23 protein-coding genes are annotated in these 22003 nt (G+C 66.0%); 11 read left to right on the forward strand and 12 right to left on the reverse strand.

Going from position 1 to position 22003, the window contains the following annotated elements:
• Window positions 1-256: 256 nt before the first annotated feature.
• Window positions 257-937 (forward strand): alpha/beta family hydrolase, encoded by a 681-nt coding sequence (locus ACSX1D_RS10410; protein WP_439862146.1) that lies wholly within the window; start codon window positions 257-259, stop codon window positions 935-937.
• Window positions 938-982: 45 nt separating this feature from the next.
• Here the strand turns inward: ACSX1D_RS10410 and ACSX1D_RS10415 are convergent, their stop codons facing one another.
• The 4 genes from ACSX1D_RS10415 to acnA all read right to left on the reverse strand — a co-directional run bounded on the left by ACSX1D_RS10415 (window position 983) and on the right by acnA (window position 6707).
• Window positions 983-1426 carry a GNAT family N-acetyltransferase gene (locus tag ACSX1D_RS10415; RefSeq protein WP_439862147.1) on the reverse strand — a complete coding sequence of 148 codons (444 nt, stop codon included), beginning with the start codon at window positions 1424-1426 and terminating at the stop codon, window positions 983-985.
• Window positions 1427-1465: 39 nt separating this feature from the next.
• The gene (locus ACSX1D_RS10420; RefSeq protein ID WP_439862148.1) at window positions 1466-2008 is read right to left on the reverse strand and encodes a DinB family protein; all 543 of its coding nucleotides are present in this window, start codon (window positions 2006-2008) and stop codon (window positions 1466-1468) included.
• 235 nt (window positions 2009-2243) lie between these two features.
• Complete coding sequence (locus ACSX1D_RS10425) at window positions 2244-3809, reverse strand: methyl-accepting chemotaxis protein (protein ID WP_439862149.1); 1566 nt, start codon at window positions 3807-3809, stop codon at window positions 2244-2246.
• A 153-nt stretch (window positions 3810-3962) separates the two neighbouring features.
• Window positions 3963-6707: an aconitate hydratase AcnA gene (gene acnA, locus ACSX1D_RS10430; protein WP_439862150.1), complete on the reverse strand. Its 2745-nt coding sequence runs from the start codon at window positions 6705-6707 to the stop codon at window positions 3963-3965.
• Window positions 6708-6865: 158 nt separating this feature from the next.
• Between acnA and rlmM the strand changes: the two genes are divergently transcribed.
• A complete protein-coding gene (gene rlmM / locus ACSX1D_RS10435) occupies window positions 6866-7921 on the forward strand; it encodes a 23S rRNA (cytidine(2498)-2'-O)-methyltransferase RlmM (RefSeq protein WP_439862151.1) in 1056 nt (351 codons plus the stop codon).
• A 21-nt stretch (window positions 7922-7942) separates the two neighbouring features.
• Here the strand turns inward: rlmM and ACSX1D_RS10440 are convergent, their stop codons facing one another.
• A complete protein-coding gene (locus ACSX1D_RS10440; protein ID WP_439862152.1) occupies window positions 7943-8128 on the reverse strand; it encodes a hypothetical protein in 186 nt (61 codons plus the stop codon).
• A 171-nt stretch (window positions 8129-8299) separates the two neighbouring features.
• Here ACSX1D_RS10440 and tusA point away from each other — a divergent pair, with 171 nt between their 5' ends.
• Both tusA and ACSX1D_RS10450 read left to right on the forward strand, forming a co-directional pair.
• Window positions 8300-8530: a sulfurtransferase TusA gene (gene tusA, locus ACSX1D_RS10445; protein ID WP_371926153.1), complete on the forward strand. Its 231-nt coding sequence runs from the start codon at window positions 8300-8302 to the stop codon at window positions 8528-8530.
• Window positions 8530-8982 (forward strand): gamma-glutamylcyclotransferase family protein, encoded by a 453-nt coding sequence (locus ACSX1D_RS10450; protein WP_439862153.1) that lies wholly within the window; start codon window positions 8530-8532, stop codon window positions 8980-8982. Before tusA ends, ACSX1D_RS10450 begins: the two co-directional genes overlap by 1 nt.
• Here the strand turns inward: ACSX1D_RS10450 and ACSX1D_RS10455 are convergent.
• Both ACSX1D_RS10455 and ACSX1D_RS10460 read right to left on the reverse strand, forming a co-directional pair.
• A complete protein-coding gene (locus ACSX1D_RS10455) occupies window positions 8940-10022 on the reverse strand; it encodes a DUF3080 family protein (protein WP_439862154.1) in 1083 nt (360 codons plus the stop codon). The genes ACSX1D_RS10450 and ACSX1D_RS10455 overlap by 43 nt on opposite strands.
• The gene (locus ACSX1D_RS10460) at window positions 10019-11401 is read right to left on the reverse strand and encodes an MATE family efflux transporter (RefSeq protein WP_439862155.1); all 1383 of its coding nucleotides are present in this window, start codon (window positions 11399-11401) and stop codon (window positions 10019-10021) included. The genes ACSX1D_RS10455 and ACSX1D_RS10460 overlap by 4 nt, the downstream gene beginning before the upstream one ends.
• Before the next feature lie 157 nt (window positions 11402-11558).
• On the opposite strand from ACSX1D_RS10460, the gene pdxB reads away from it, so the two are divergent.
• Entirely contained in the window at window positions 11559-12701 is a 1143-nt protein-coding gene (gene pdxB, locus ACSX1D_RS10465) for a 4-phosphoerythronate dehydrogenase PdxB (RefSeq protein WP_439862156.1), read from the forward strand.
• 63 nt (window positions 12702-12764) lie between these two features.
• On the opposite strand, the gene ACSX1D_RS10470 is transcribed toward pdxB, so the two are convergent.
• Complete coding sequence (locus ACSX1D_RS10470) at window positions 12765-12944, reverse strand: PA1571 family protein (RefSeq protein ID WP_208706730.1); 180 nt, start codon at window positions 12942-12944, stop codon at window positions 12765-12767.
• A 180-nt stretch (window positions 12945-13124) separates the two neighbouring features.
• Here ACSX1D_RS10470 and ACSX1D_RS10475 point away from each other — a divergent pair, with 180 nt between their 5' ends.
• The 4 genes from ACSX1D_RS10475 (at window position 13125) to ACSX1D_RS10490 (ending at window position 16950) form a co-directional block, all read left to right on the forward strand.
• On the forward strand, window positions 13125-14246 hold the full coding sequence (locus ACSX1D_RS10475; protein WP_439862157.1) for an ATP-NAD kinase family protein: 1122 nt from the start codon (window positions 13125-13127) through the stop codon (window positions 14244-14246).
• A 44-nt stretch (window positions 14247-14290) separates the two neighbouring features.
• Window positions 14291-14725, forward strand: a complete 435-nt coding sequence (locus ACSX1D_RS10480) for a thiol-disulfide oxidoreductase DCC family protein (protein ID WP_439862158.1) — start codon at window positions 14291-14293, stop codon at window positions 14723-14725.
• A 152-nt stretch (window positions 14726-14877) separates the two neighbouring features.
• Complete coding sequence (locus ACSX1D_RS10485; RefSeq protein ID WP_439862159.1) at window positions 14878-15141, forward strand: DoxX-like family protein; 264 nt, start codon at window positions 14878-14880, stop codon at window positions 15139-15141.
• 30 nt (window positions 15142-15171) lie between these two features.
• Entirely contained in the window at window positions 15172-16950 is a 1779-nt protein-coding gene (locus ACSX1D_RS10490) for an ABC transporter transmembrane domain-containing protein (protein ID WP_439862160.1), read from the forward strand.
• Window positions 16951-16988: 38 nt separating this feature from the next.
• Here the strand turns inward: ACSX1D_RS10490 and rhtA are convergent, their stop codons facing one another.
• From rhtA to ACSX1D_RS10505, 3 genes are all read right to left on the reverse strand, one after another.
• The gene (rhtA, locus tag ACSX1D_RS10495; protein ID WP_439862161.1) at window positions 16989-17876 is read right to left on the reverse strand and encodes a threonine/homoserine exporter RhtA; all 888 of its coding nucleotides are present in this window, start codon (window positions 17874-17876) and stop codon (window positions 16989-16991) included.
• A gap of 75 nt (window positions 17877-17951) precedes the next feature.
• A complete protein-coding gene (locus ACSX1D_RS10500) occupies window positions 17952-18233 on the reverse strand; it encodes a pyrimidine/purine nucleoside phosphorylase (RefSeq protein WP_439862162.1) in 282 nt (93 codons plus the stop codon).
• 81 nt (window positions 18234-18314) lie between these two features.
• Entirely contained in the window at window positions 18315-18857 is a 543-nt protein-coding gene (locus ACSX1D_RS10505) for an exonuclease domain-containing protein (protein WP_439862163.1), read from the reverse strand.
• 93 nt (window positions 18858-18950) lie between these two features.
• Between ACSX1D_RS10505 and ACSX1D_RS10510 the strand changes: the two genes are divergently transcribed.
• On the forward strand, window positions 18951-19829 hold the full coding sequence (locus tag ACSX1D_RS10510; RefSeq protein ID WP_439862164.1) for an NAD(P)-dependent oxidoreductase: 879 nt from the start codon (window positions 18951-18953) through the stop codon (window positions 19827-19829).
• Between the two features lie 233 nt (window positions 19830-20062).
• The gene (locus tag ACSX1D_RS10515) at window positions 20063-20323 is read left to right on the forward strand and encodes a YkgJ family cysteine cluster protein (protein WP_208706738.1); all 261 of its coding nucleotides are present in this window, start codon (window positions 20063-20065) and stop codon (window positions 20321-20323) included.
• A 92-nt stretch (window positions 20324-20415) separates the two neighbouring features.
• Here ACSX1D_RS10515 and gltA read toward each other — a convergent pair whose 3' ends face one another.
• The gene (gltA, locus tag ACSX1D_RS10520) at window positions 20416-21690 is read right to left on the reverse strand and encodes a citrate synthase (RefSeq protein ID WP_208706739.1); all 1275 of its coding nucleotides are present in this window, start codon (window positions 21688-21690) and stop codon (window positions 20416-20418) included.
• Between the last annotated feature and the right edge of the window lie 313 nt (window positions 21691-22003).

Here is a 22003-nt window from a genome sequence, read left to right on the forward strand (position 1 = left end):
CGGCCGCCGGCGCGGGGCGATTCAAGCCTGCGCCGGGTCGATGAGCTGTCGCGCGATCAATTGACCAGCACCGCGGGCCGACCGCTGGCGACTGGAGGGGCATAATGGTCGGCAGAACGGCGATCCGAAGGTGATTGCTGCAACAGGTCGTGGCGCTCATGGGTGGGCGTTCATTCACTCTTAGAATATTTCGCCGGGCCGCAGGCAGTGCCGTGGTGCTGAGGCTCGGCTCGGCGGATAGCGAAGCGAGGCAAGCATGGGCATAGAACAGGGAGCGGGTATTGACGCGGATCAAGTGGCGACGCCAAGAGATCGGCAGCAGTGGCTGTGGAATCGGCCGGCGGAGGCGAGCAAGGCGACCCTGATTCTCGCCCATGGCGCCGGTGCGCCGATGGACAGTGCCTTCATGGAGGCTATGGCCGAGCTGCTGGCGCAACGGGGTGTCGCGGTGCTGCGCTTCGAGTTCGCCTACATGGCGGCGCGCCGGGTCGATGGCAAGCGGCGACCGCCCAATCCCCAGGCCAAGCTGCTGGAACGGTGGCGGGAGGTCTATGCCGAGGTGCGGCAACAGGTCGCGGGTCCCTTGGCGATTGGCGGCAAGTCCATGGGCGGGCGCATGGCCAGTCTGCTGGCGGACGAACTCGGCGCCGACGCCCTGGTATGCCTGGGCTATCCCTTCCATGCCATCGGCAAGGCCGACAAGCCGCGAGTCGCCCATCTCGCCGAACTGCGGACGCCGACCCTGATCGTCCAGGGCGAGCGCGACCCATTGGGCGACGCGCAAACCGTGGCCGGCTATCGATTGGCCGATGCGATCGGCGTCCACTGGCTAACGGCGGCCGATCACGACCTCAAGCCGCTGAAGCGTTCGGGCTTCAGTCATGAGCAGCATCTGCAAGCTGCGGCGGACGCGGTGGCGGAGTTTTTGCGGCCTTGAGGCCTGCAGCGCCGAGCCCCCTGGCAGGGTCGCCGACGGAGAGGCTCAAGGTGCAGGCGAGGCCAGTTGGTGTTCCATCTTGAGCAGATGGCCGTCGCTGCCGACGACGGTGAAACCCAGTCGTTCGTACAAGGGTCTTGCCGGGTTATCCATGAACACCTTCAAGCGGGCCGAGCGAAGCGCGCTAGCACGTGCGTTCGCCAGCACCTGCGTCAGGGCCCAAGTGCCGATGCCTTTGCCAGTGGACTGCGCGGCTAGCTGGATGTCTCGAATGTACAGGTGCGGGCCGTCGCGACCCAGGCTCAGAAAGCCGACGCCCTGGTCCGCCTCGACAATCAGGTAGTTCTCCAGCGTGCACCAGGCCTGCAGGAACTCCGGCTGACTCCACTTGAGGGCGTAACGCCGGTAGTAACCATGCATATTGCCGCTTGCCAGGCGCTCGGCATTGGCGGCGTCCTGGGGGCTGGCCGGCGATAATCGAAGGCTCATCGTTGCACCATGGGGCATGGTTGTACGGGCGGCGATCCGCTAGGCCTCGCCTTCGTCCGGTATCAGGGCCAGAAGGTCGGTAACCCCGACGTCGAGCCCGGCTTGGGACAGCAGGGTCGTCGCCTGGCCGCGATGATGGGTCTGATGGTTGAAGAAGTGCAGCAACAAGCTGGAGAGCCGTCGCTGCGCCTGCTGTCCCTTCATGTTCTGGTAGCTCAGCACGTGGTCCAGGTCGCGCTCCTGCAGGGACGAAAGCCACTGACAAATCAGTGCGTCCAGCCATCGGCGACGCTCGGAAAGCTGGCCGAAGTCGCTGAACAGCACTTGCTCAAGGGAGGCGGGCCTCGGCAGCTCGCAGGCGGGCTGCAGGCTGGGTGCTGATGCGGGATGCTGGGCGAAGCGCTGCAGCCAGACCGTGTCGGCCACGATGAGGTGATTCAGCGTGCCCAGAATGGATCGGAAGAACGCACCTCTATCCTGTGCTATCGCCTCGGGCGATAGTTTTTCGGCGGCTGCGTAGACTTGGCCATTCATCCATTGGTTGTAACGGGCGAGCAGATCGAAGTGCTGTTGCAGGTTCATTGGAGTCCATTCCTCTGGGGGCGTGGGGTAATCGCCCTGATAGCTGGTCGCGCCCGGCGTGCAGCCTGAGGCTCAGGCTTCAGCAGCGGGCAGGGCGAAGTGACCCCTTTTGTATTGTTCCGGGAAAATAGCCCGATAACTCGGGCCGCGAAGGCAGGCGGGTCGAAAGACTCTGGCAGGGCGGACAGGCCTGGCTCGCAACGGGCGCGCCGCCAGGTGGCGGCGCGCCTCCGGCTCAGCGGTTGAAGCGTTCTACCAGGGAATACTGGCCTTGCGCCGTGGCCGTGAGCTCGCCGCTGAGCTGGACGGTGCTCTGGGCCTCGCCGGCGGTCTGGTCGGCCAGGTGGGCGATGTTGGTGATGTTCTGGTTGATCTCGTCGGCTACAGCGCTCTGCTCTTCGGCGGCAGCGGCGATCTGGTTGGCCATGTCGGCGATATTGGCCACCGCATCGCTGATTCCGGCGAGTGCCTGGTCGGCCTGCCGTACGCGCTCGACACCGTCATCCGCCTGCTTGCGGCCGATCTCCATGGTCATCACCGCCTCTTCGGCCGTGCGTTGCAGCTTGGCAATCAACTGATGGATCTGCCCGGTGGATTCGGCGGTACGCTGGGCCAGCGAGCGCACCTCGTCCGCCACCACGGCGAAGCCGCGGCCCATCTCGCCGGCGCGCGCCGCCTCGATGGCGGCGTTGAGGGCGAGCAGGTTGGTCTGGTCGGCGATGCCCTTGATGACGTCGACCACGCCGCCGATCTCGTTGCTGTCCTGGGCCAGGCGGGTGACGGTCTCGCCGGTCTCGCCGACGGACACCGAGAGGCGCTGGATGGCTTCGCGGGTTTCCGCAGCGATGTTGCGTCCCTCACTGGTCAGGCGGTTGGCTTCCTGGGTGGCGATCGCGGTGCGCGCCACGTTGCTCGCCACCTCCAGGGTGGTGGCGGCCATTTCGTTGATCGCGGTGGCGACCTGCTCGGTCTCCTGGCGTTGGCGATCGAGCCCGGACGAGCTGTTGCGCGCCAGGGTGTCGGCGCGCTTGGCCTGTTGGGTGAGGTACTCGGCACTGTCCTGCAAACGGGTCAGGCAGGTCTTCAGTCTGGCCTCCTGGCTGAGCATGGACATCTCCAGGCGTCCTTGGGCGCCGCGGCTGTCGGTGTACATCTGCGCGATCAACGGGTCGTTGGTGGTCTGTTCGGCCTGTTGCAGCAGGCGCTTCAGGCCGCGTCGTTGCCAGCTGAGGCCAGCCAGGCCGAGCGGCACGGAGAGCAGGGCGGCGAGCAGAAAGCCCCAGCCGGAGTCGAGCCAGGCGCCGAGCAGAAAGCCGAGCTGGCCGATCAGAATGAACGGCAGCCAGTCCTGCAGCACCGGCAGCCAGCTGTCGCTGCCCGGCACCGCCGACTTGCCGGCATTGAGCCGCTGGTACAGCGCCTCGGCGCGGCGTACCTGCTCGCTGCTCGGCTTGACCCGCACCGACTCGTAGCCGCTCACCTTGCCGTTCTCCAGGACCGGTGTGACATAGGCGTTGACCCAGTAGTAGTCGCCGTTCTTGCAGCGGTTCTTGACGATGCCCATCCACGGTCGCCCCTGCCTCAGGGTGTTCCACATGTGCTCGAACACGGCCGGCGGTACATCGGGGTGGCGCACCAGGTTGTGCGGCGCGCGCAGCAGTTCGTCACGGCTGAACCCGCTGACCTCGACGAAGGCGTCGTTGCAGTAGCTGATCTGGCCCTTGAGGTCGGTGGTGGAGATCAGCCGCTGCTGGGCCGGAAAGCTGCGTTCACGCTGGGTGATCGGTTGATTGTTGCGCATGGCTGAGGAGTCCCTGAAGGCGATACCGAATTGTCGGCTGCCGCGAGCGAAAGTTGAGGGCAAGAATAATGGCTGCGCGGCACGCCGTGTTGACCTAAATCAGCCATCTGGCGCCCGCGCTGTGGCAGGGCAGGGAGCCCTGCCACGCTGGACTCAGCTACCGGCGATGAGTTGTCGCAATACGTAATGCAGAATGCCGCCGGCCTTGAAGTACTCCACCTCGTTGACCGTGTCGATGCGGCACAGCACCTCGAAGCGTTCGGCCGATCCATCCTCGCGCCGTATCTCCACCGTCAGGTTCATGTGCGGGTGCAGTTCCACCCCGTCCAGGCCGCAGACACTCAGCGTCTCCTTGCCACTCAGTTGCAGGGTCTTGCGGTCCTGGCCGGCCTTGAACTGCAGGGGCAGCACGCCCATGCCGACCAGATTGGAGCGGTGAATGCGCTCGAAGCTCTCGGCAATCACCGCCTTGACCCCGAGCAGGTTGGTGCCCTTGGCCGCCCAGTCGCGGGAAGAACCGGTACCGTACTCCTTGCCGGCGACCACCAGAAGCGGCGTGCCGGCTTCCAGATAGCGCATCGCCGCGTCGAAGATCGCCAGTTTCTCGCCACTCGGCACATGCAGGGTGTTGCCACCTTCCTCGCCGCCGAGCATCTCGTTCCTGATGCGGATGTTGGCGAAGGTGCCACGCATCATCACCTCGTGGTTGCCGCGCCGCGAACCGTAGGAGTTGAAGTCCCTGGGTTCGACGCCCTGCTCGCGCAGGTAGCGCCCGGCCGGGCTGTCGGCCTTGATGTTGCCGGCCGGGGAGATGTGGTCGGTGGTCACCGAGTCGCCCAGCAGGGCGAGAATCCGCGCCTGGTGAATATCGCCGATATGGGGCGGGGCGCCGGCGATGTTCTCGAAGAAGGGTGGATGCTGGATGTAGGTGGAGTCGGCCTGCCAGGCGTAGGTGTCGGCGTCGGGTACCTGGATGGCCTGCCACTGCTCATCACCGGCGAAGACTTCGGCGTACTCCTTGTGAAACATCGCCGTATCGACCTTCTGGATGGCCTCGGCGATCTCCTTCTGGCTCGGCCAGATGTCTTTCAGGTACACCGGCTTGCCGTCCTTGCCATGGCCCAGCGGCTCCTCGCCGATGTGCATGCGCACGCTGCCGGCCAGGGCATAGGCCACCACCAGCGGCGGCGAGGCCAGCCAGTTGGTCTTCACCAGTGGATGCACGCGGCCCTCGAAGTTGCGGTTGCCCGACAGCACCGAGGCCACCGTCAGGTCGTTCTCCTGAATGGCCTTCTCGATAGGCTCGAGCAATGGGCCGGAGTTGCCGATGCAGGTGGTGCAGCCGTAGCCGACCAGGTCGAAGCCCAATTCATCCAGGTAGCGGGTGAGGCCTGCCGCCTTGAAGTAGTCGGTCACCACCTTGGAGCCGGGGGCCAGCGAGCTTTTCACCCAGGGTTTGCGCCTGAGGCCCTTCTCCACGGCGTTCTTGGCCAGCAGGCCGGCGGCCATCATCACGCTCGGGTTGGAGGTATTGGTGCAGGAGGTGATCGCCGCGATCACCACGGCGCCGTCCCTCAGCTTGTGGGTCTGGCCATCGTGCTGGTAATCGACCTCGCCGGCCTGCTCGGCGGCGCCGACCGCGGTACCGCCACCGCCCTCGTTGAGCAGGCGGTTTTCCTCCTTGGGACTGGGCTTCATCTGCAGGCCCATGAACTCATCGAAGGCCCTACTGACCTGGGACAAGGCCACCCGGTCCTGGGGGCGCTTGGGCCCGGCCAGGCAGGCCTCGACGCTATCCAGTTCGAGGGCCATGGTGTCGCTGAACACCGGCTCGTGGCCGGCCTCGCGCCACAGTCCCTGGGCCTTGCAATAGGCCTCGACCAGTTTGACGCGCTGCTCCGGCCGCCCCGATAGGCGCAGATAGCCCAGGGTGATCTCATCGACCGGGAAGAATCCGCAGGTCGCGCCGTATTCCGGCGCCATGTTGGCGATGGTCGCGCGGTCGGCCAGCGGCAGGTCGGCCAGGCCGTCGCCGTAGAACTCGACGAACTTGCCGACCACGCCCTTGCTGCGCAGCATCTGGGTGACGGTGAGCACCAGGTCGGTGGCGGTAATGCCTTCCTTTAGCTTGCCGGTGAGCTTGAAGCCTATGACCTCCGGGATCAGCATCGACACTGGCTGGCCGAGCATCGCCGCTTCCGCCTCGATGCCGCCGACGCCCCAGCCGAGCACGCCGAGGCCGTTGATCATGGTGGTGTGCGAGTCGGTGCCGACCAGGGTGTCCGGGTAGGCGAAGACCTGGCCGTCCTCTTCCTTGGTCCACACGGTGCGGCCGAGGTATTCCAGGTTGACCTGGTGGCAGATGCCGGTGCCCGGCGGTACCACGCTGAAATTATCGAAGGCGTGCTGGCCCCAGCGCAGGAAGGCGTAGCGCTCGCCATTGCGCTGCATCTCGATGGCCACGTTCTGCTCGAAGGCGGCCTTGGTGGCGAACTTGTCGACCATCACCGAGTGGTCGATGACCAGGTCGACCGGCGACAGCGGGTTGATTTTCTGCGGATCGCCGCCGGCCTTGGCCATGGCATCGCGCATGGCGGCCATATCGACCACCGCCGGCACGCCGGTGAAGTCCTGCATCAGCACGCGCGCCGGGCGGTACTGGATTTCGCGCTCCGAGCCGCGGCGCTTGAGCCAGTCGCTCATGGCCTGCAGGTCGTCGCCGCATACGGTAGTGCCGTCCTCCCAGCGCAACAGGTTCTCCAGCAGCACCTTCAGCGACATCGGCAGTTTGTCGATATTGCCGAGGGATTTGGCGGCCTCCGGCAGGCTGAAGTACTGGTAGGTCTCGCTGCCGACTACGAGGCAGCGGCGACTGTTCAGACTATCTAGGGAAGGCATTGTGCATCTCCTTGGGACTCGCACGGCGCGAGCCGGATTTAACGCAACAGAGTCTTCAAACTAGCTCTGCTTGGCGGGTCTTGCCATCTATCAGGACAGACCGTTGCCACCTGGGGTTCCCGACTCCGCTAGAATGCGCGCCTCGAGGAGAACCCCCAATGAATACTTTGTTACTGCACTGCCGTCCCGGTTTCGAGAGCGAGGTCTGCGCGGAAATTTCCGAGCGGGCCGCCGGCCTGCAGGTGGCCGGCTACGCCAAGGCCAGGCCCAGCTCGGCCTATGCCGAGTTCATCTGCAATGACGCCGAAGGGGCCGAGCGGCTGATGCGTGGGGTGCGCTTCAATCAGTTGATCTTCCCACGCCAGTGGGCGCGCGGGGCCTTCGTCGAGTTGCCGGAGACCGACCGCATCAGTGTCCTGCTGGAGCATCTGAACGAGGCCCCGGTGTTTGGCAGCCTGTGGCTGGAAGTGCTGGATACCAACGAGGGCAAGGAGCTGTCGAATTTCTGCAAGAAGTTCGAGGCGCCGCTGCGCAAGGCCCTGGGCAAGGCCGGCAAGCTGGTCGAAGACCCGCACAAACCGCGCTTGCTGCTGACCTTTCTCAGCGGTCGCCAGGTGTTCCTCGGCCTGGCCGAGGCGCACAACTCGGCGCAGTGGCCCATGGGCATTCCACGGCTGAAATTCCCCCGCGAGGCGCCAAGCCGTTCGACCCTCAAGCTGGAGGAGGCCTGGCACACCTTTATTCCCCGTGAGCAGTGGGAGGAGCGCCTGTCCGGTGACATGACCGGCGTCGACCTCGGCGCCGCCCCGGGTGGCTGGACCTATCAGCTGGTCAGACGTGGCATGCTGGTGACCGCCATCGACAACGGCCCCATGGCCCAGAGCCTGATGGACACCGGCCTGGTCCAGCACCTGATGGTCGACGGTTTCACCTACAAACCGCGCCAGACCGTGGACTGGATGGTCTGCGACATCGTCGAGAAACCCGCGCGCAGCGCCGCCTTGCTGGAGACCTGGATAGGTGAAGGGCTGTGCCGCGAGGCGGTGGTCAACCTCAAGCTGCCGATGAAGCAGCGCTATGCCGAGGTGCGCCGCCTGCTGCAGCGCCTCGAGGACGCCTTCGCCGCACGCAAGATCAAGGTGTCGATCGCCTGCAAGCAGCTCTACCACGACCGCGAGGAAGTGACCTGCCACCTGCGCCGTCTGGGCAAGTAAAGGATTCGCTCCGCGGCTGCTTCAGCGACTCTCTGGTTCGCCTGGCTGTCGCCTGACCCAGTAGCTCTGCTTGTGCCCGTGGGCCTCGAACTCGCGGGCCAAGGCCTCAGCCTCGGCGCGGGTGAGGTCGCGGCGCACGACGAACTCGTTGCCGTTGTCGTCCAGGCGCACCAGGCACCAATTGCGCTCGAATTCTGCGATGGGCATGATCGCGACCTGCGCGGCTCGGGTGAAGGGGCGGTGCCGAGCGTCCATGCCACCTGCCGCGCGTCTCCCTGGTCGCCCCGAATCGCACGGCAAAGGTGACCTGGAGGTCAGCTTTGCGCCAGAATAGCAGCCTGTCTCTGGAGTCTGCCGATGTCCCTGCAAACCGATGCCATGCACGATGATCTTCTCGACGCCACTGGGCTGAATTGCCCGGAGCCGGTCATGCTCCTGCACAACAAGGTGCGCGACCTGCCCGCCGGCGGCCTGCTCAAGGTGATTGCCACCGACCCCTCGACCCGTCGCGACATCCCCAAGTTCTGCGTGTTCCTCGGCCACGAGCTGCTGGAGCAGGCCGAAGACGCCGGCACCTACCTGTACTGGATTCGCAAGAAGGTCGACTGATGGGTTGGTACTTCGCCTACGGCTCGAACATGAACCCGGCGCGCATGCAGGCACGTGGCCTGAGCGTGCGTGAGGCCATGCCGGGACGACTGCCGGGCTATGCGCTGTGCTTCAACAAGCGCGCGGTGGATCGCCCTGATTGCGCCTATGCCAACATCCGTCACCAGCGTGACAGCGTGGTGGAGGGGGTGCTCTATCGCCTGGCCGAGCCGAACGAGATCGCCAAGCTCGATCCGTTCGAGGGTACGCCCGTCTACTACAGCCGCGAACGCCTGCCGGTCCTCACCGCCCGGGGCGTGCAGCCGGCCTGGGTGTATATCGCCAATCCGGCCTTCCGCCAGGACGGGCTGCTACCGGCCAGGGATTACCTGGATCACCTGCTGGCGGGCCGTGAGTACCTCTCGGCGGCCTACTGGTCGCTGCTCGCGGCCTGGCCATCCCAGCCGGCCTGACCTGGCGCCAGGCCGCAGCTCTTCAGTAGTTGTTGCCAGGCGCGCACGTGGCGCCCGTTGGCCTGCTGGAACCCCTCCCAGAGCGACGCCCCGGGTCCTGCCAGGCTGAGCAGATAGTGCCGTGTCGCCGCCGGCGCCTGGGGCGCTGCGCTCAGCTGGCGCAGGCTCTCGCTCCAGCGCTGGCCGCGTTGATGCACCTGGGCCAGGTAGGGTTGCAGGCCGCCGGCATAGAATTTGACGAAGATATTCTGCAGGATGCGCCCGCGCGGCGTCGGCCTGCCCAGGGGGCAGGGCGGTCGGCGCTGCAGGCGGTTTTGCAGTAGCTCGCTGGCCTCGTTCAGGGTGTGCGTGAGGCTGGACAGACTGGTGATCAACTGGCCGCCCTGGTCGCTGCTGTGCAGGGCGAAGAACAGCGGGTCGAGTTGCGCCACCGGCGGCGGCAGGCGCTGCGGCAGCGCTTCGCCGATGGCGGCCAGCTGCGTCAGGGCGTCCAGCGCGGCGTCGTCCTCCTGGGGGGATGTGGGCAAGGCCTGGTCGGCAAAACGCAGGTAGCGCTCGACCTCCGAACTGGCGTTCAGCGCGTTCCAGAATACCGCGGGCAGTTGCCGGCGTTTCTGCTCGGCCAGGCTTTCCAGGTTGGCGCGCAGTTCGGCGTCCGCGCCTCGCTGTAGCGCGCCGCTGCAGGCCTCCAGGGCACGCAGCAGGTCGCCCTCGTAGGCCAGGCGACTGCTTGCCTGCAGCTGCTTGCCGAGGCTGCTGTTGCGCAGGCTGATCTGCTGCTGCAGGGCGGGACAGCGGCGTACGTCGATCAGCAGGTCGAGCAGACCGATGCGAATCTCGGGGATGTCGCTCAGTCGTTCGCGTCGAGGCGGCAGGCGGTAACGCAGCAATTGCTCGCGCTGAAAGTCTTCGCCGCCGTCGCCCTCGACGGCGTTGTTCAGGCGTTGCAGATAGTCGGCCTGCAGGGCCAGGCCATCGTCGGCCGGGCTGCAGGCCGCAAGCAACAGTGCGGACAGCAGGACCAGGTATCTGGGGCTCATTGCGCCAGCTTAGTCGCGCGGATCTGTCTGCGTGCGCTGCTGCTCAGGCGGATCGCCAGCATGATCGCCGCGCAGGTCAGTCCGACCACCAGGCCCTGCCAGAGTCCGTGCGGGCCGCTGGGCTCGCCGAGCCAGTCGGTCAGCCCCAGACTGTAGCCCACCGGCAGGCCGATGCCCCAGTAGGCGAACAGGGTCAGCAGCATGGTCACCCGGGTGTCCTGATAGCCGCGCAAGGCGCCGGCGGCGGTGACCTGCACCGCGTCGGAGAGCTGGAACAGCGCGGCGTAGACGATCAATGTCGCGGCCAGGGCGATCACCGCCGGGTCGGGGCTGTAGATCTGCACGATCTGCTCGCGCAGCAGCAGGATCAGGCTGGCGGACAGGCAGGCATAGGCCAGCGCGCTGGCCATGCCGACGCCGGCGGCGAAACGGGCGTCGCGCGGGTCGCGCCGGCCCAGGGCCTGGCCGACTCGCACCGTGACCGCCATGCCCAGGGAGTAGGGGATCATGAACACCATGGAGCTGAAGTTCAGGGCGATCTGGTGGCCCGCCACCACGGTGGCGCCCAGGCCGCCGATCAGTAGGGCGATCACCGCGAAGATGCTCGACTCGGCGAACACCGCGATGCCCATCGGCAGGCCGAGCGCCAACAGGCTGCGGATCACCGGCCAGTTGGGGCGCTCGAAGCGTTCGAGCAGTAGGCTCGGCTGGTAATAGGGGGCCCACTTTACCCACCAGAGCATGCCCAGCAGCATGAAGACCATCACCAGCGCGGTGGCCCAGCCGCAGCCGACGCCGCCCATGGCGGGCAGGCCGAGCTTGCCGTAGATGAAGATGTAGTTCAGCGGGATGTTCAGCAGCAGGCCAATGAGACCCAGCACCATGGTCGGACGGGTATGGCCGAGGCCGTCGCTGAAACAGCGCAGCACGTGGAACAGGGCCACCGCGGGAAAGCCGCAGGCCACCGCGCGCAGGTAGCCCATGGACGGACTGATCAGGTCAGGGTCGATGTCCATCAGCCGCAGGATGCCCCCGGCGTTCCACAGCAGCGCGGCGGCGCCCACCCCGACTGCCAGCGCCAGCCACAGCGCCTGGCGTACCAGTGGGCCGATGCTGGGCTGCTCACCGGCGCCGAAGCGCTGGGCGACCTTGGGCGTCGTGGCCAGGAGGATGCCGGTCATCAGCAGGAACACCGGCACCCAGATCGAGTTGCCCAGTGCCACCGCGGCCAGGTCGCGCGGGCCGACCCGGCCGGCCATCACGGTATCGACGAAGCCCATCGCGGTATGCGCCAGCTGGGCGATGATGATCGGCGTGGCCAGCAACAGCAGGCTGCGTAGTTCGGTGCGCACGCGCCGCAGGCGCGATTGGGCAGGCATAGGGGTGATCCATCGAGGTGCTGGGAAAACCGCGCAGTCTACCCGTTGACGCTTGAGTCAGGAAACGCAGTAACGGCCTGATTCGACGGAACAGTCGCGGGGCGACGCTGGCGGCCCGGCTGCCTTAGAATGACGGCCTGAACTGTGGAGCCCTGCCATGCGAATTGTCGCGGACGAGAACATTCCCCTGCTCGATGAGTTCTTCGCCGGTTTCGGCGAGATCCATCGCTACCCTGGCCGCGCTATCGACCGCGCCGCCCTGGCCGATGCCGAGTTGCTGCTGGTGCGTTCGGTGACCCGGGTCGACCGGGCCCTGCTGGAAGGCAGCGCGTTGCGCTTCGTCGGCACCTGCACCATCGGCACCGACCACCTCGACCTGGACTACCTGCAGCAGGCCGGTATCGGCTGGGCCAGCGCGCCGGGCTGCAACGCGCGCGGGGTGGTCGACTACGTGCTCGGCAGCCTGCTGGCGTTGGCCGAGCGCCAGGGCGCGGACCTCTCCGCGCGCACCTATGGGGTGGTTGGCGCCGGCCAGGTCGGCGCGCGCCTGGTCGAGGTGCTGCGTGGGCTGGGCTGGCGTGTGCTGGTCTGCGACCCGCCACGGCAGGCCGCCGAAGGCGGCGACTACGTCGACCTGGACCAACTGATACAGGCGTGCGACGTCATCAGCCTGCATACGCCACTGGCGCGCGAGGGTGAGCATCCGACCCATCACCTGTTCGATGCAGCGCGGCTGGCGCGCCTCAAATCCGGCTGCTGGTTGATCAACGCCAGTCGGGGAGCGGTGGTGGACAACGCGGCGCTGCGCCAACTGCTGCCGGGGCGCGGCGACCTGCAGGTGGTGCTGGATGTCTGGGAGGGGGAGCCGCAGGTGGATGTCGAGCTGGCCGCGTTGTGCCAGATCGCCACTCCGCACATCGCCGGCTACAGCCTGGACGGCAAGCTGCGCGGCACGGCGCAGATCTATCAGGCCGTCTGCCGGTACCTGGGGCGTGCGCCGGAACAGGCGCTGGATGAGCTGATGCCGGCGCCCTGGCTCTCGGAATTGCATCTGGACGGCGCGGCTGAACCTGCCTGGGCGTTGGCCAGCCTGTGTCGTGCGGTGTACGACCCACGTCGCGACGATGCCGACTTTCGCCGCAGCCTGGAGGGCGACCAAGCCAGTCGGCGGGCGGCGTTCGATGCCTTGCGCAAGTACTATCCGATGCGTCGGGAGATCGACGGCCTGCGGGTCGCCGTGCAGGGCGAGGCGCCGCACCTGGCGCAACTGGTCAAGGCCCTGGGCGCCACCTTGTGCTAGTGGCCGCCCATCCGCGGGCAAGAAAAAGCCCAGGCGGGGCCTGGGCTTTGGAAGAGGGGCGGATTACTTCGCCGGGCCGTCGGGTACCACGAATTCCTTGTCCAGCTCTTCGCAGGCCTGCTGGATCATGCCTTCGGTGATCGGTACTTCATGGCCTTCGGCATCAATGATCGCACCGCCGACCGGCTGTTGCGCTTCGGCCTGATCGTTCGGGTGCTCGGAGCTCTGCTTGGGCGAATTCATGTCGTGTCTCCTCATCGGTGGGTGCATGCAGTCTAAGCGATCAACGTGAACGCGCAGTGACAGGCTGGGACGACGGTAATCCGTCGCGAGTTACAATCGTGCAATGAGCAAGCACCTGCTGTGCCAGAAAAACATAAGCAGTTTACCCCTTCGCCGCAGCGAAGGTCTAACGAGGTGGTTATGTCACGGTTTCACCTGGGATTGATCATCAACCCGCTGGCCGGACTCGGCGGCCCCGCAGGGCTCAAGGGCAGCGACGGCGTCGCCGAACAGGCCCTGGCCCTGGGCAGCGAGCCGAAGGCGGCGCAGCGTACGCGCACGGCACTGGAGTTCCTGTTGCCGGTGCGCGAGCGTCTGGAGTTCCTGACCTTTCCCGGCGCTATGGGCGCCGATCTGCTGGCCGAGATGGGTTTCATCCATCATGTACTTGGCGAGCCGGGCGCCGGGGCGACCAGCGCGGATGACACGCGGCGGGCGGTCGCGGCCCTGCAGGATGCCGGGGTTGCCTTGATCCTCTTCGCCGGAGGCGACGGCACGGCCCGCGACGTCTGCGCCGCGGTGCGCGAAGGCCAACCGGTGCTGGGCATTCCGGCCGGGGTGAAGATCCACTCCGGGGTCTATGCGATCAGCCCGCGGGCGGCCGGCGAACTGACCCGGCGCCTGGTCGAGGGCGGCCTGGTGCGCCTGGCCAGCGGCGAGGTGCGCGATATCGACGAGGCGGCGCTGCGCGACGGGCGGGTGGCGGCACGCTGGTATGGCGAGCTGTGCGTGCCGGAGGAGGGTGGCTTCGTGCAGCAGGTCAAGCAAGCCGGGATGGAGTCCGAGGAGCTGGTCCTGAGCGATCTGGCGGCCTGGCTGGAGGACAGCTGGGAGCCCGGCGTGCGCTACGTGTTCGGCCCCGGCTCGACCCTGCACGGCCTGGCGCAGAACCTGGGCTTGCAGACCACGCTGCTGGGCGTCGACGTAATAGAGGATGGCCAGGTGGTGGCCCGGGATGTCAGCGAGGCGCAGCTCCATGAGCTGGTGGCCGGGCATCCGGCGCGCCTGCTGGTCACCGCCATCGGCGGCCAGGGGCATATCCTCGGCCGCGGCAACCAGCAGATCAGCCCACGGGTGCTGCGCGCCGTCGGTCTGGAGCACCTGCGCGTGGTGGCGACCAAGCGCAAGCTCGGCACCCTGCAGGGGCGGCCGTTGCTGGTCGATACCGGTGATGTCGAGCTGGACGATGGCTTTCCCGACGTGGTGCGGGTCTGGGCGGGCTACAAGGAGGAGCTGCTGTATCCGCTGAGCAGTGGGGTTTAAGCTGAACTGCATGCGGGGCAAGAATGGCCAGCCGGAGGGCGCCGATGGGTGTTGATAAGCTTCCCCCTTTTATTCAGCCGGGCGAACGCGTGGTGCTGTTCGATGGGGTGTGCAGGCTGTGCAATGCCTGGGCGAAGTTCCTTATTCGCCATGATCGGCGACGGCTGTTCCGCCTGGCCTCGGTGCAGTCGGCGGAGGGCCAGGCGATTCTCGCCTGGTTCGCGCTGCCGCTCGAGCGCTTCGACACCATGGCCTATGTCGAAGGCGACGCGTTGTTCGTGCGCTCCAGTGCGGTATTGCGCATCCTGGCTCAGCTCGATTGGCCCTGGCGCGGCTTCGGCCTGCTGCGTATCTGTCCGCGACCTGTTCGCGACTGGTTGTACGACCGCATCGCCCTGAACCGCTACCGCCTATTTGGCCGCTACGACAGCTGCCTGCTGCCAGACCCCGACCATGCGCGGCGCTTCCTCGATGGTTGAGCCGCGGCTGCGGTCGATCGCCCTGGTGTCGCGCCTGGCCCTGGGACTGGTGTTCATCTGGCATGGCCTGGTGCCGAAAATCCTCTGGCTGAGCGTGGACGAGGTGGCGATGATCCAGGCCCACGGGCTGCCGGCTGCCGGCTGCCGAATGGGTGGCCCGCGCAGCGGGGCTGGCCGAGATTCTGCTAGGGCTCCTGCTGGTGCTGCTGCGGGGCCATCGCTGGCCGCTGCTCCTGGCCGGATTGCTATTGATCGGCCTGCTGGTCGATGTGGCGCTGTTCAGCCCCCATCTTCTGTTGCAGGCCTTCAACCCGGCCTCTACCAACCTTGCCGCCCTGGCGCTGTGCCTGTCGGCCTGGCTGGCCGAAGCCAAGCCAGCCGAGGTCAGGCCGCCCAGTAGAATGCAATCCCATTGACCCGGGCCTGGCGCCCTTGTGCGAGCCGTCATGATCGCGATCCTCTCTTCCCGCCAGCGTGATGCCCTGCGCATGGCCTGGCGCTTCGTCGCGCCCTATCGCTGGCGAGTTGCAGGCGCGCTGCTGGCGTTGCTGTTCACTGCCGCCATCACCCTGTCGATGGGCCAGGGCATCAAGCTGCTGGTGGACCAGGGCCTGGCGACTCAATCGCCGCAGGCCCTGGGACGCTCGATCGGCTTGTTCTTCGTGCTGGTGGTGGCCCTGGCGATTGGCACCTTCACCCGCTTCTATCTGGTGTCCTGGATTGGCGAGCGCTTCGTCGCCGATATCCGCAAACGCGTGTTCAATCACCTGGTCGGGCTGCATCCAGGCTTCTACGAAAGCAACCGCAGCTCGGAGATCCAGTCGCGCCTGACTGCCGATACCACCCTGCTGCAGTCGGTGATCGGTTCTTCCCTGTCCATGGCCCTGCGCAACGCGATCATGCTGGTCGGCGGCGTGGCCCTGCTGATCGTCACCAATCCCAAGCTCAGCGGCATCGTCCTGCTGGCCCTGCCACTGGTGGTGGCGCCCATCCTGATCTTCGGTCGGCGTGTGCGCCAGCTGTCGCGCCAGAGCCAGGACCGGGTGGCCGATGTCGGCAGCTATGTCGGCGAGGTGCTTGGGCAGATCAAGACCGTGCAGGCCTATAACCACCAGGCCGAGGATCGCCGCCGCTTCGCGATTGCGGCGGAGGCCGCCTTCGATACGGCGCGCCGGCGCATCGCCCAGCGCGCCTGGCTGGTGACCCTGGTGATAGTGCTGGTGCTCGGTGCCGTCGGGGTGATGCTCTGGGTCGGCGGCATGGACGTGATCGCCGGACGCATTTCCGGCGGCGAGCTGGCGGCCTTCGTCTTCTACAGCCTGATCGTCGGCTCGGCCTTCGGCACGCTCAGCGAGGTGATCGGCGAATTGCAGCGCGCGGCCGGGGCGGCCGAGCGCATCGCCGAGCTGCTGGCGGCCCGCAACGAGATCAGCGCACCGGCAACCGGCGGCATGCCGTTGGCGCAGCCCGTGCAGGGGCGGATCGAGCTGCAGGCGCTGCGCTTCGCCTACCCGTCGCGGCCGGCCAGCTTTGCCATCGACGGCATCAGCCTGAGCATTGCGCCTGGCGAGACCCTGGCCCTGGTCGGGCCGTCCGGTGCTGGCAAGTCGACCCTGTTCGACCTGTTGCTGCGCTTCTTCGATCCCCAGGAGGGGCGCATCCTCATCGATGGACAGGCCATCGAGCGTCTCGACCCCAATGAGCTGCGCCGCTGCTTCGCCCTGGTGTCGCAGAATCCGGCGCTGTTCTACGGCACGGTCGAGGACAACATCCGCTACGGCAAGGCCGACGCCGGCCATGGCGAGGTGGAGGCAGCTGCGCGGGCTGCCAATGCCCATGAGTTCATCATGAAGCTGCCGGGCGGCTACCAGACCCATCTGGGTGACGCGGGCCTGGGGTTGTCGGGCGGCCAGCGCCAACGCCTGGCGATCGCCAGGGCGCTATTGGTCGACGCACCGATCCTGCTGCTGGATGAGGCCACCAGCGCTCTCGACGCCGAGAGCGAGCACCTGGTCCGGCAGGCCTTGCCGCGCCTGATGGCCGGGCGTACCACCCTGGTGATCGCCCACCGTCTGGCGACGGTCACGAGTGCCGACCGCATCGCGGTGATCGACCAGGGCAGGCTGGTGGCTGTCGGTCGGCACACGGAGCTGGTGGCCAGCGACCCGTTGTATGCGCGGCTGGCGGCGCTGCAGTTCAATGAGGGCAGTGTCGAGTTGCGCTGACTCGGCAGGCTCCGCTGTCTCCTCGACGGCCTGCCGGCTCAAGGCGTCGGGTTCTCGATGGGCTTGGTGTGGGGCTTGATCGTCGCGGAGGCGCCAGCCGAGGCGAGGATGATGGCGCCGACGGCCAGCCACTGGGTGGTGGTCAGTTGCTCGTTGAGGATCAACAGCGCAGAAAGCGCGGCGATGGCCGGCTCCATGCTCATCAGGGTGCTGAAGGTACGCACCGGGAGTCGGGTCAGGGCGAACATCTCCAGGCTGTAGGGCAGGGCGGATGACATCACCGCCACGGCAAGCGCCAGAGGCAGCAGCTGCACGGAGAACAGGCTGCTGCCGGCCTGCCACACACCCACCGGCAATATCAGCAAGGCAGCGATCAGGGTGCCGAGGACCACGGTTTGTGAGCCGTGCTCGGCGCCGGCTTTCTTGCCGAAGACGATGTACAGGGCCCAGCACAGCCCCGCCGCCAATGCCAGGGCCATCCCCATGGGGTCCATGCGCGAATCACTCTGATGGCTTGGCAGGAGTAGCCAGAGGCCGAAGATCGCCAGGGCGACCCAGGCGAAATCGAGCATGCGCCGCGAGGACAGCAAGGCCAGAGCCAGTGGGCCGGTGAACTCGAGCGCCACCGCGACGCCCAGGGGAATGCTGTTCAGCGATTTATAGAACAGCAGGTTCATGCAGCCCAGCGAGAGCCCGTAGGCCAGCAGTGAGCGGCACGAGCGCCAGGTTAAACGCGCGCGCCAAGGGCGCATGAACAGGCAGAGGATCAGCGCCGCAAAACCGAGGCGAAGTGCGGTAGTGCCTTCGGCGCCGACCAGGGGAAACAGACCCTTGGCCAGGGAGGCGCCACTCTGCAGGGAAGTCATCGCCAGCAGTAGCAGCGCGATGGGCAGAAGGACCGAGGCGGCGTGAGAAGAGCGGAGCATTGCGAGCATCCTGGCGGGAACTATATGGCAATAAAAAACCGGCCACCTGGGCCGGTTTCTTTCAAGCCGCGGAGCTTAGCGATATTCGCAGAGGTAGGCCGTCTCAATAGCGACCTGCAACTGGAACTTGCTGTTGGCCGGCACGGTGAACTGGCTGCCGGCGGCGAAGGTTTCCCAGCTGTCGCCGCCCGGAAGCTTGACCGTCAGGGCGCCGCTGATCACGTGCATGACCTCCAGCTGGTTGGTGCCGAATTCGTACTCCCCCGGCGCCATCACGCCAATCGAGGCAGGGCCTGCGGCCATGTCGAAAGCGATGGATTTGACGGTGCCGTCGAAGTATTCGTTGACCTTGAACATCTGCAGTTCCTCGTAAAGGGGTGGAAAAAAGGCCGCCAGTATGCCCAACGCCCAGCGGGGCGTCACCCGCTTTGCGCCGGTCTACGACGGCAGGATCAGCGGCAGCAGGCGGGCGGTATTGCGCGCATCGTTGAGGGCCCGATGTTGCTGGCCGCTGAACTGCAGGCCGGCCAGCTGCAAGGCGCGGTTAAGTCCTACCGGCCTGGGCAGCTGGCGGGCTTCGGCGAAGCGGTGCTTGAGATTGAGGTGGGGAATCTGGCTCAGCAGGCTGGTCAGCTGCAGGCGTTGCCAGTCCTGTTCCAGCTGGCGCCGGTCGTACTCGCCCCAGCTGGCCCAGCCGCGAAGATGCGCCTGGTGCCCGCTCAGCCAGCGTTCGAACTGTGGCCAGACGGCGCTCAGCGTTGAGGCCGCACTGACCTTGTCCTGATCGATATGGGTGAGGTCGCAGCAGAAGACGGTGAGCTGGGGGCGGCGCAGCGGTCGCACGAAACGTTGAAAATGGTCCACTTCATGGCCGCTGGCGCTGACCAGGCTGGCGCCGATCTCGATGATCTCCATTTCTTCCAGTGGCCAGCCACCCTCTTCGGTGGTGGCCTCCAGGTCGATTACCAGCCAGTGTCCCATAAGCCCTCCATTGCGTTAGAGGCAGTATGCAAGGCTTTCCTGGCCTGGCAAGCCCCGTGATAGGCTTGCCGCTCCTGTGTTTCGGAGGTGTTTATGGCGAAGGTTGCCTTTATCGGCTTGGGCGTAATGGGCTACCCGATGGCCGGGCATCTGGCGCGCGCGGGACATCAGGTGTGCGTGTATAACCGCACCGCGGCCAAGGCGGCCCAGTGGCTGAGCGAGTTTACCGGCAGTAGCGCCGCGACCCCGCGTGAGGCGGCGCAGGGAGCGGACTTCGTGATGGTTTGCGTGGGCAACGACGATGACCTGCGCGGCGTGGCGCTAGGGGGCGACGGTGCCTTCGCCGGCATGTCGGCAGGCGCCGTGCTGGTCGATCACACCACCGCGTCGGCCAACGTCGCCCGTGAACTGGCGGCTGAGGCGCTCGAGCGTGGGCTGGGTTTCCTCGATGCGCCGGTGTCCGGGGGGCAGGCGGGTGCGCAGAACGGCGTGTTGACGGTGATGGTCGGCGGCGACGAGCAGGCCTACGCACGCGCCGAGCCTGTGCTCCAGGCCTATGCGCGCATGGTACGCTTGATGGGCGCCGCCGGTAGCGGCCAGCTGACCAAGATGGTCAACCAGATCTGCATCGGCGGGCTGGTCCAGGGGCTGTCCGAAGCCCTGCACTTCGCCCAGCGCGCCGGCCTCGACGCGCACGGCGCGATGGAGGTGATCAGCAAGGGCGCCGCGCAATCCTGGCAACTGGAAAACCGGCACAAGACCATGCTGGCCGGCGAGTTCGACTTCGGTTTCGCCGTCGACTGGATGCGCAAGGACCTGTCGATCCTGCTCGAAGAGGCCCGCCGCAATGGGGCGCAGCTGCCGGTCACCGCGCTGGTCGATCAGTTCTACGCCGACGTCCAGGCGATGGGCGGCGGTCGCTGGGACACCTCCAGCCTGATCGCTCGTCTGCAGGCGCCCAAGCGCCCTTGAGCCAGGGGCCGGCGGCTGCGCGGTGAGCGTGGTGGCTGGCTTGCCGGCTCTCTTCTGTGTCGGCCATTGCCCCTCGGAACGGTTCGAAGCGGGCAGGGCGCCTGGCCGATTGCAGCTGCCGATGGTCGGCGCAGCGGTCGCAATGCCCTTCGAGGGTGCTGCTAAGTCGGATGGGAATTGGCTAGAATCCGCGACCTTTCCGACTTCCTGAGTTAACCGAGGATCATGTCGTCATGAATTGCCGTCCTGGCTGTGGCGCCTGTTGCATCGCCCCTTCGATCAGTTCCCCCATACCCGGCATGCCGAAAGGCAAGGCAGCCGGAGAGCGCTGCGTGCAGCTCTCGCTCGACAATTATTGCGGTTTGTTCGGCAAGCCCGAGCGGCCGGCCGTGTGCTCGGCGTTCCAGGCGGATGTCGAGGTCTGCGGAGCGACGCGCGAGGAGGCCATTCGGCTGCTTGGCTGGCTGGAGCAGAGTACCGCCCTGGCCGGCTGATCGGGGTGCAACGCTCGGCGTCGCTGCGCGTGGACGCAGAATGTAAAAAAGGCTGCCAGTGGCAGCCTTTTTCGTAGGACGAGCCGACGCGCTTAGCGCGGCAGGTCGCGCTGCGGGTGGCCGGTGTACAGCTGGCGCGGGCGGCCGATCTTGTACGGGCTGGAGAGCATTTCCTTCCAGTGCGAGATCCAGCCGACGGTCCGCGCCAGGGCGAAGATCACGGTGAACATGCTGGTCGGAATGCCGATGGCCTTGAGGATGATGCCCGAGTAGAAGTCGACGTTCGGGTAGAGGTTGCGCTCCTTGAAGTAAGGATCGTTACGCGCAATTTCCTCCAGTTTCATCGCCAGCTCCAGCTGCGGATCATTGTTGATCCCCAGTTCGGCCAGGACTTCGTCGCAGGTCTGCTTCATCACCTTGGCGCGCGGGTCGAAGTTCTTGTACACGCGATGGCCGAAGCCCATCAGCTTGAACGGATCGTTCTTATCCTTGGCCTTGGCGATATAGGCATCGATGTTTTCCACGCTGCCGATCTCGTCCAGCATGCTCAGCACCGCCTCGTTGGCGCCGCCGTGTGCCGGGCCCCACAGCGCGGCGATGCCGGCGGCGATACAGGCGAACGGGTTGGCGCCGGAAGAACCGGCCAGGCGCACGGTGGAGGTCGAGGCGTTCTGCTCATGGTCGGCATGGAGGATGAAGATCTTGTCCATCGCCTTGGCCAACACCGGGCTGATCGGTTTGATCTCGCACGGGGTGTTGAACATCATGTGCAGGAAGTTTTCCGCATAGTTCAGGTCGTTGCGCGGGTACATCATGGGCTGGCCCATGGAGTACTTGTAGACCATCGCCGCCAGGGTCGGCATCTTGGCGATCAGGCGCATCGCGGAGATGTCGCGGTGCTGCGGGTTATTGATGTCCAGGGAGTCGTGGTAGAAGGCCGAGAGCGCGCCCACCACACCGCACATGATGGCCATCGGGTGAGCATCGCGACGGAAACCGTTGAAGAAGGTCTTCAGCTGCTCGTGAACCATGGTGTGGTTCTTGATGGAGCTGACGAAGCTGGCCTTCTGCTCGGCGTTCGGCAGTTCGCCGTTGAGCAGCAGGTAGCAGGTTTCCAGGTAGTCGGAGTTGTCGGCCAGTTGCTCGATGGGGTAGCCGCGGTGCAGCAGAACGCCCTGATCGCCGTCGATATAGGTGATCTTCGACTCGCACGAGGCGGTGGACATAAAGCCAGGATCAAAAGTGAAACGGCCCGTGGCGGTTAAGCCCCGTACGTCAATTACATCGGGACCAACGGTGCCGGTTAAAACGGGCAGCTCGACGGGGGCAGCGCCCTCGATGATCAACTGCGCTTTTTTGTCAGCCATGGGTGGCCTCCTAGTTATGCTTGAAATCATCTGACAGCCCCCCACGCAGGGCCCGCACCACTATAGTGAGATAAATCCGAAAGTCAATTTGGGTAAACCCACGCGCCAGAAGGGTTTTCCGGCGGTTTTCTGGGTCGGGGAGCGGCTCTTCGCATCCTCTATATAAGGTGCGCAAAAGGTTCGCAATCGGCTCTTCGTTCAAGGCCTTCACGTTGTCATTAGTAACCTAACTGTCTATACTCTGCGCCCGACCGCCGGGGGCTTCGCGCCCTGTCTGAAGTGGTCGTCACTCCTTGGGTGATGGGTACCTGAC

This window comes from Pseudomonas sp. MBLB4136 (genome assembly GCF_051904765.1).
GTDB lineage: Bacteria > Pseudomonadota > Gammaproteobacteria > Pseudomonadales > Pseudomonadaceae > Aquipseudomonas.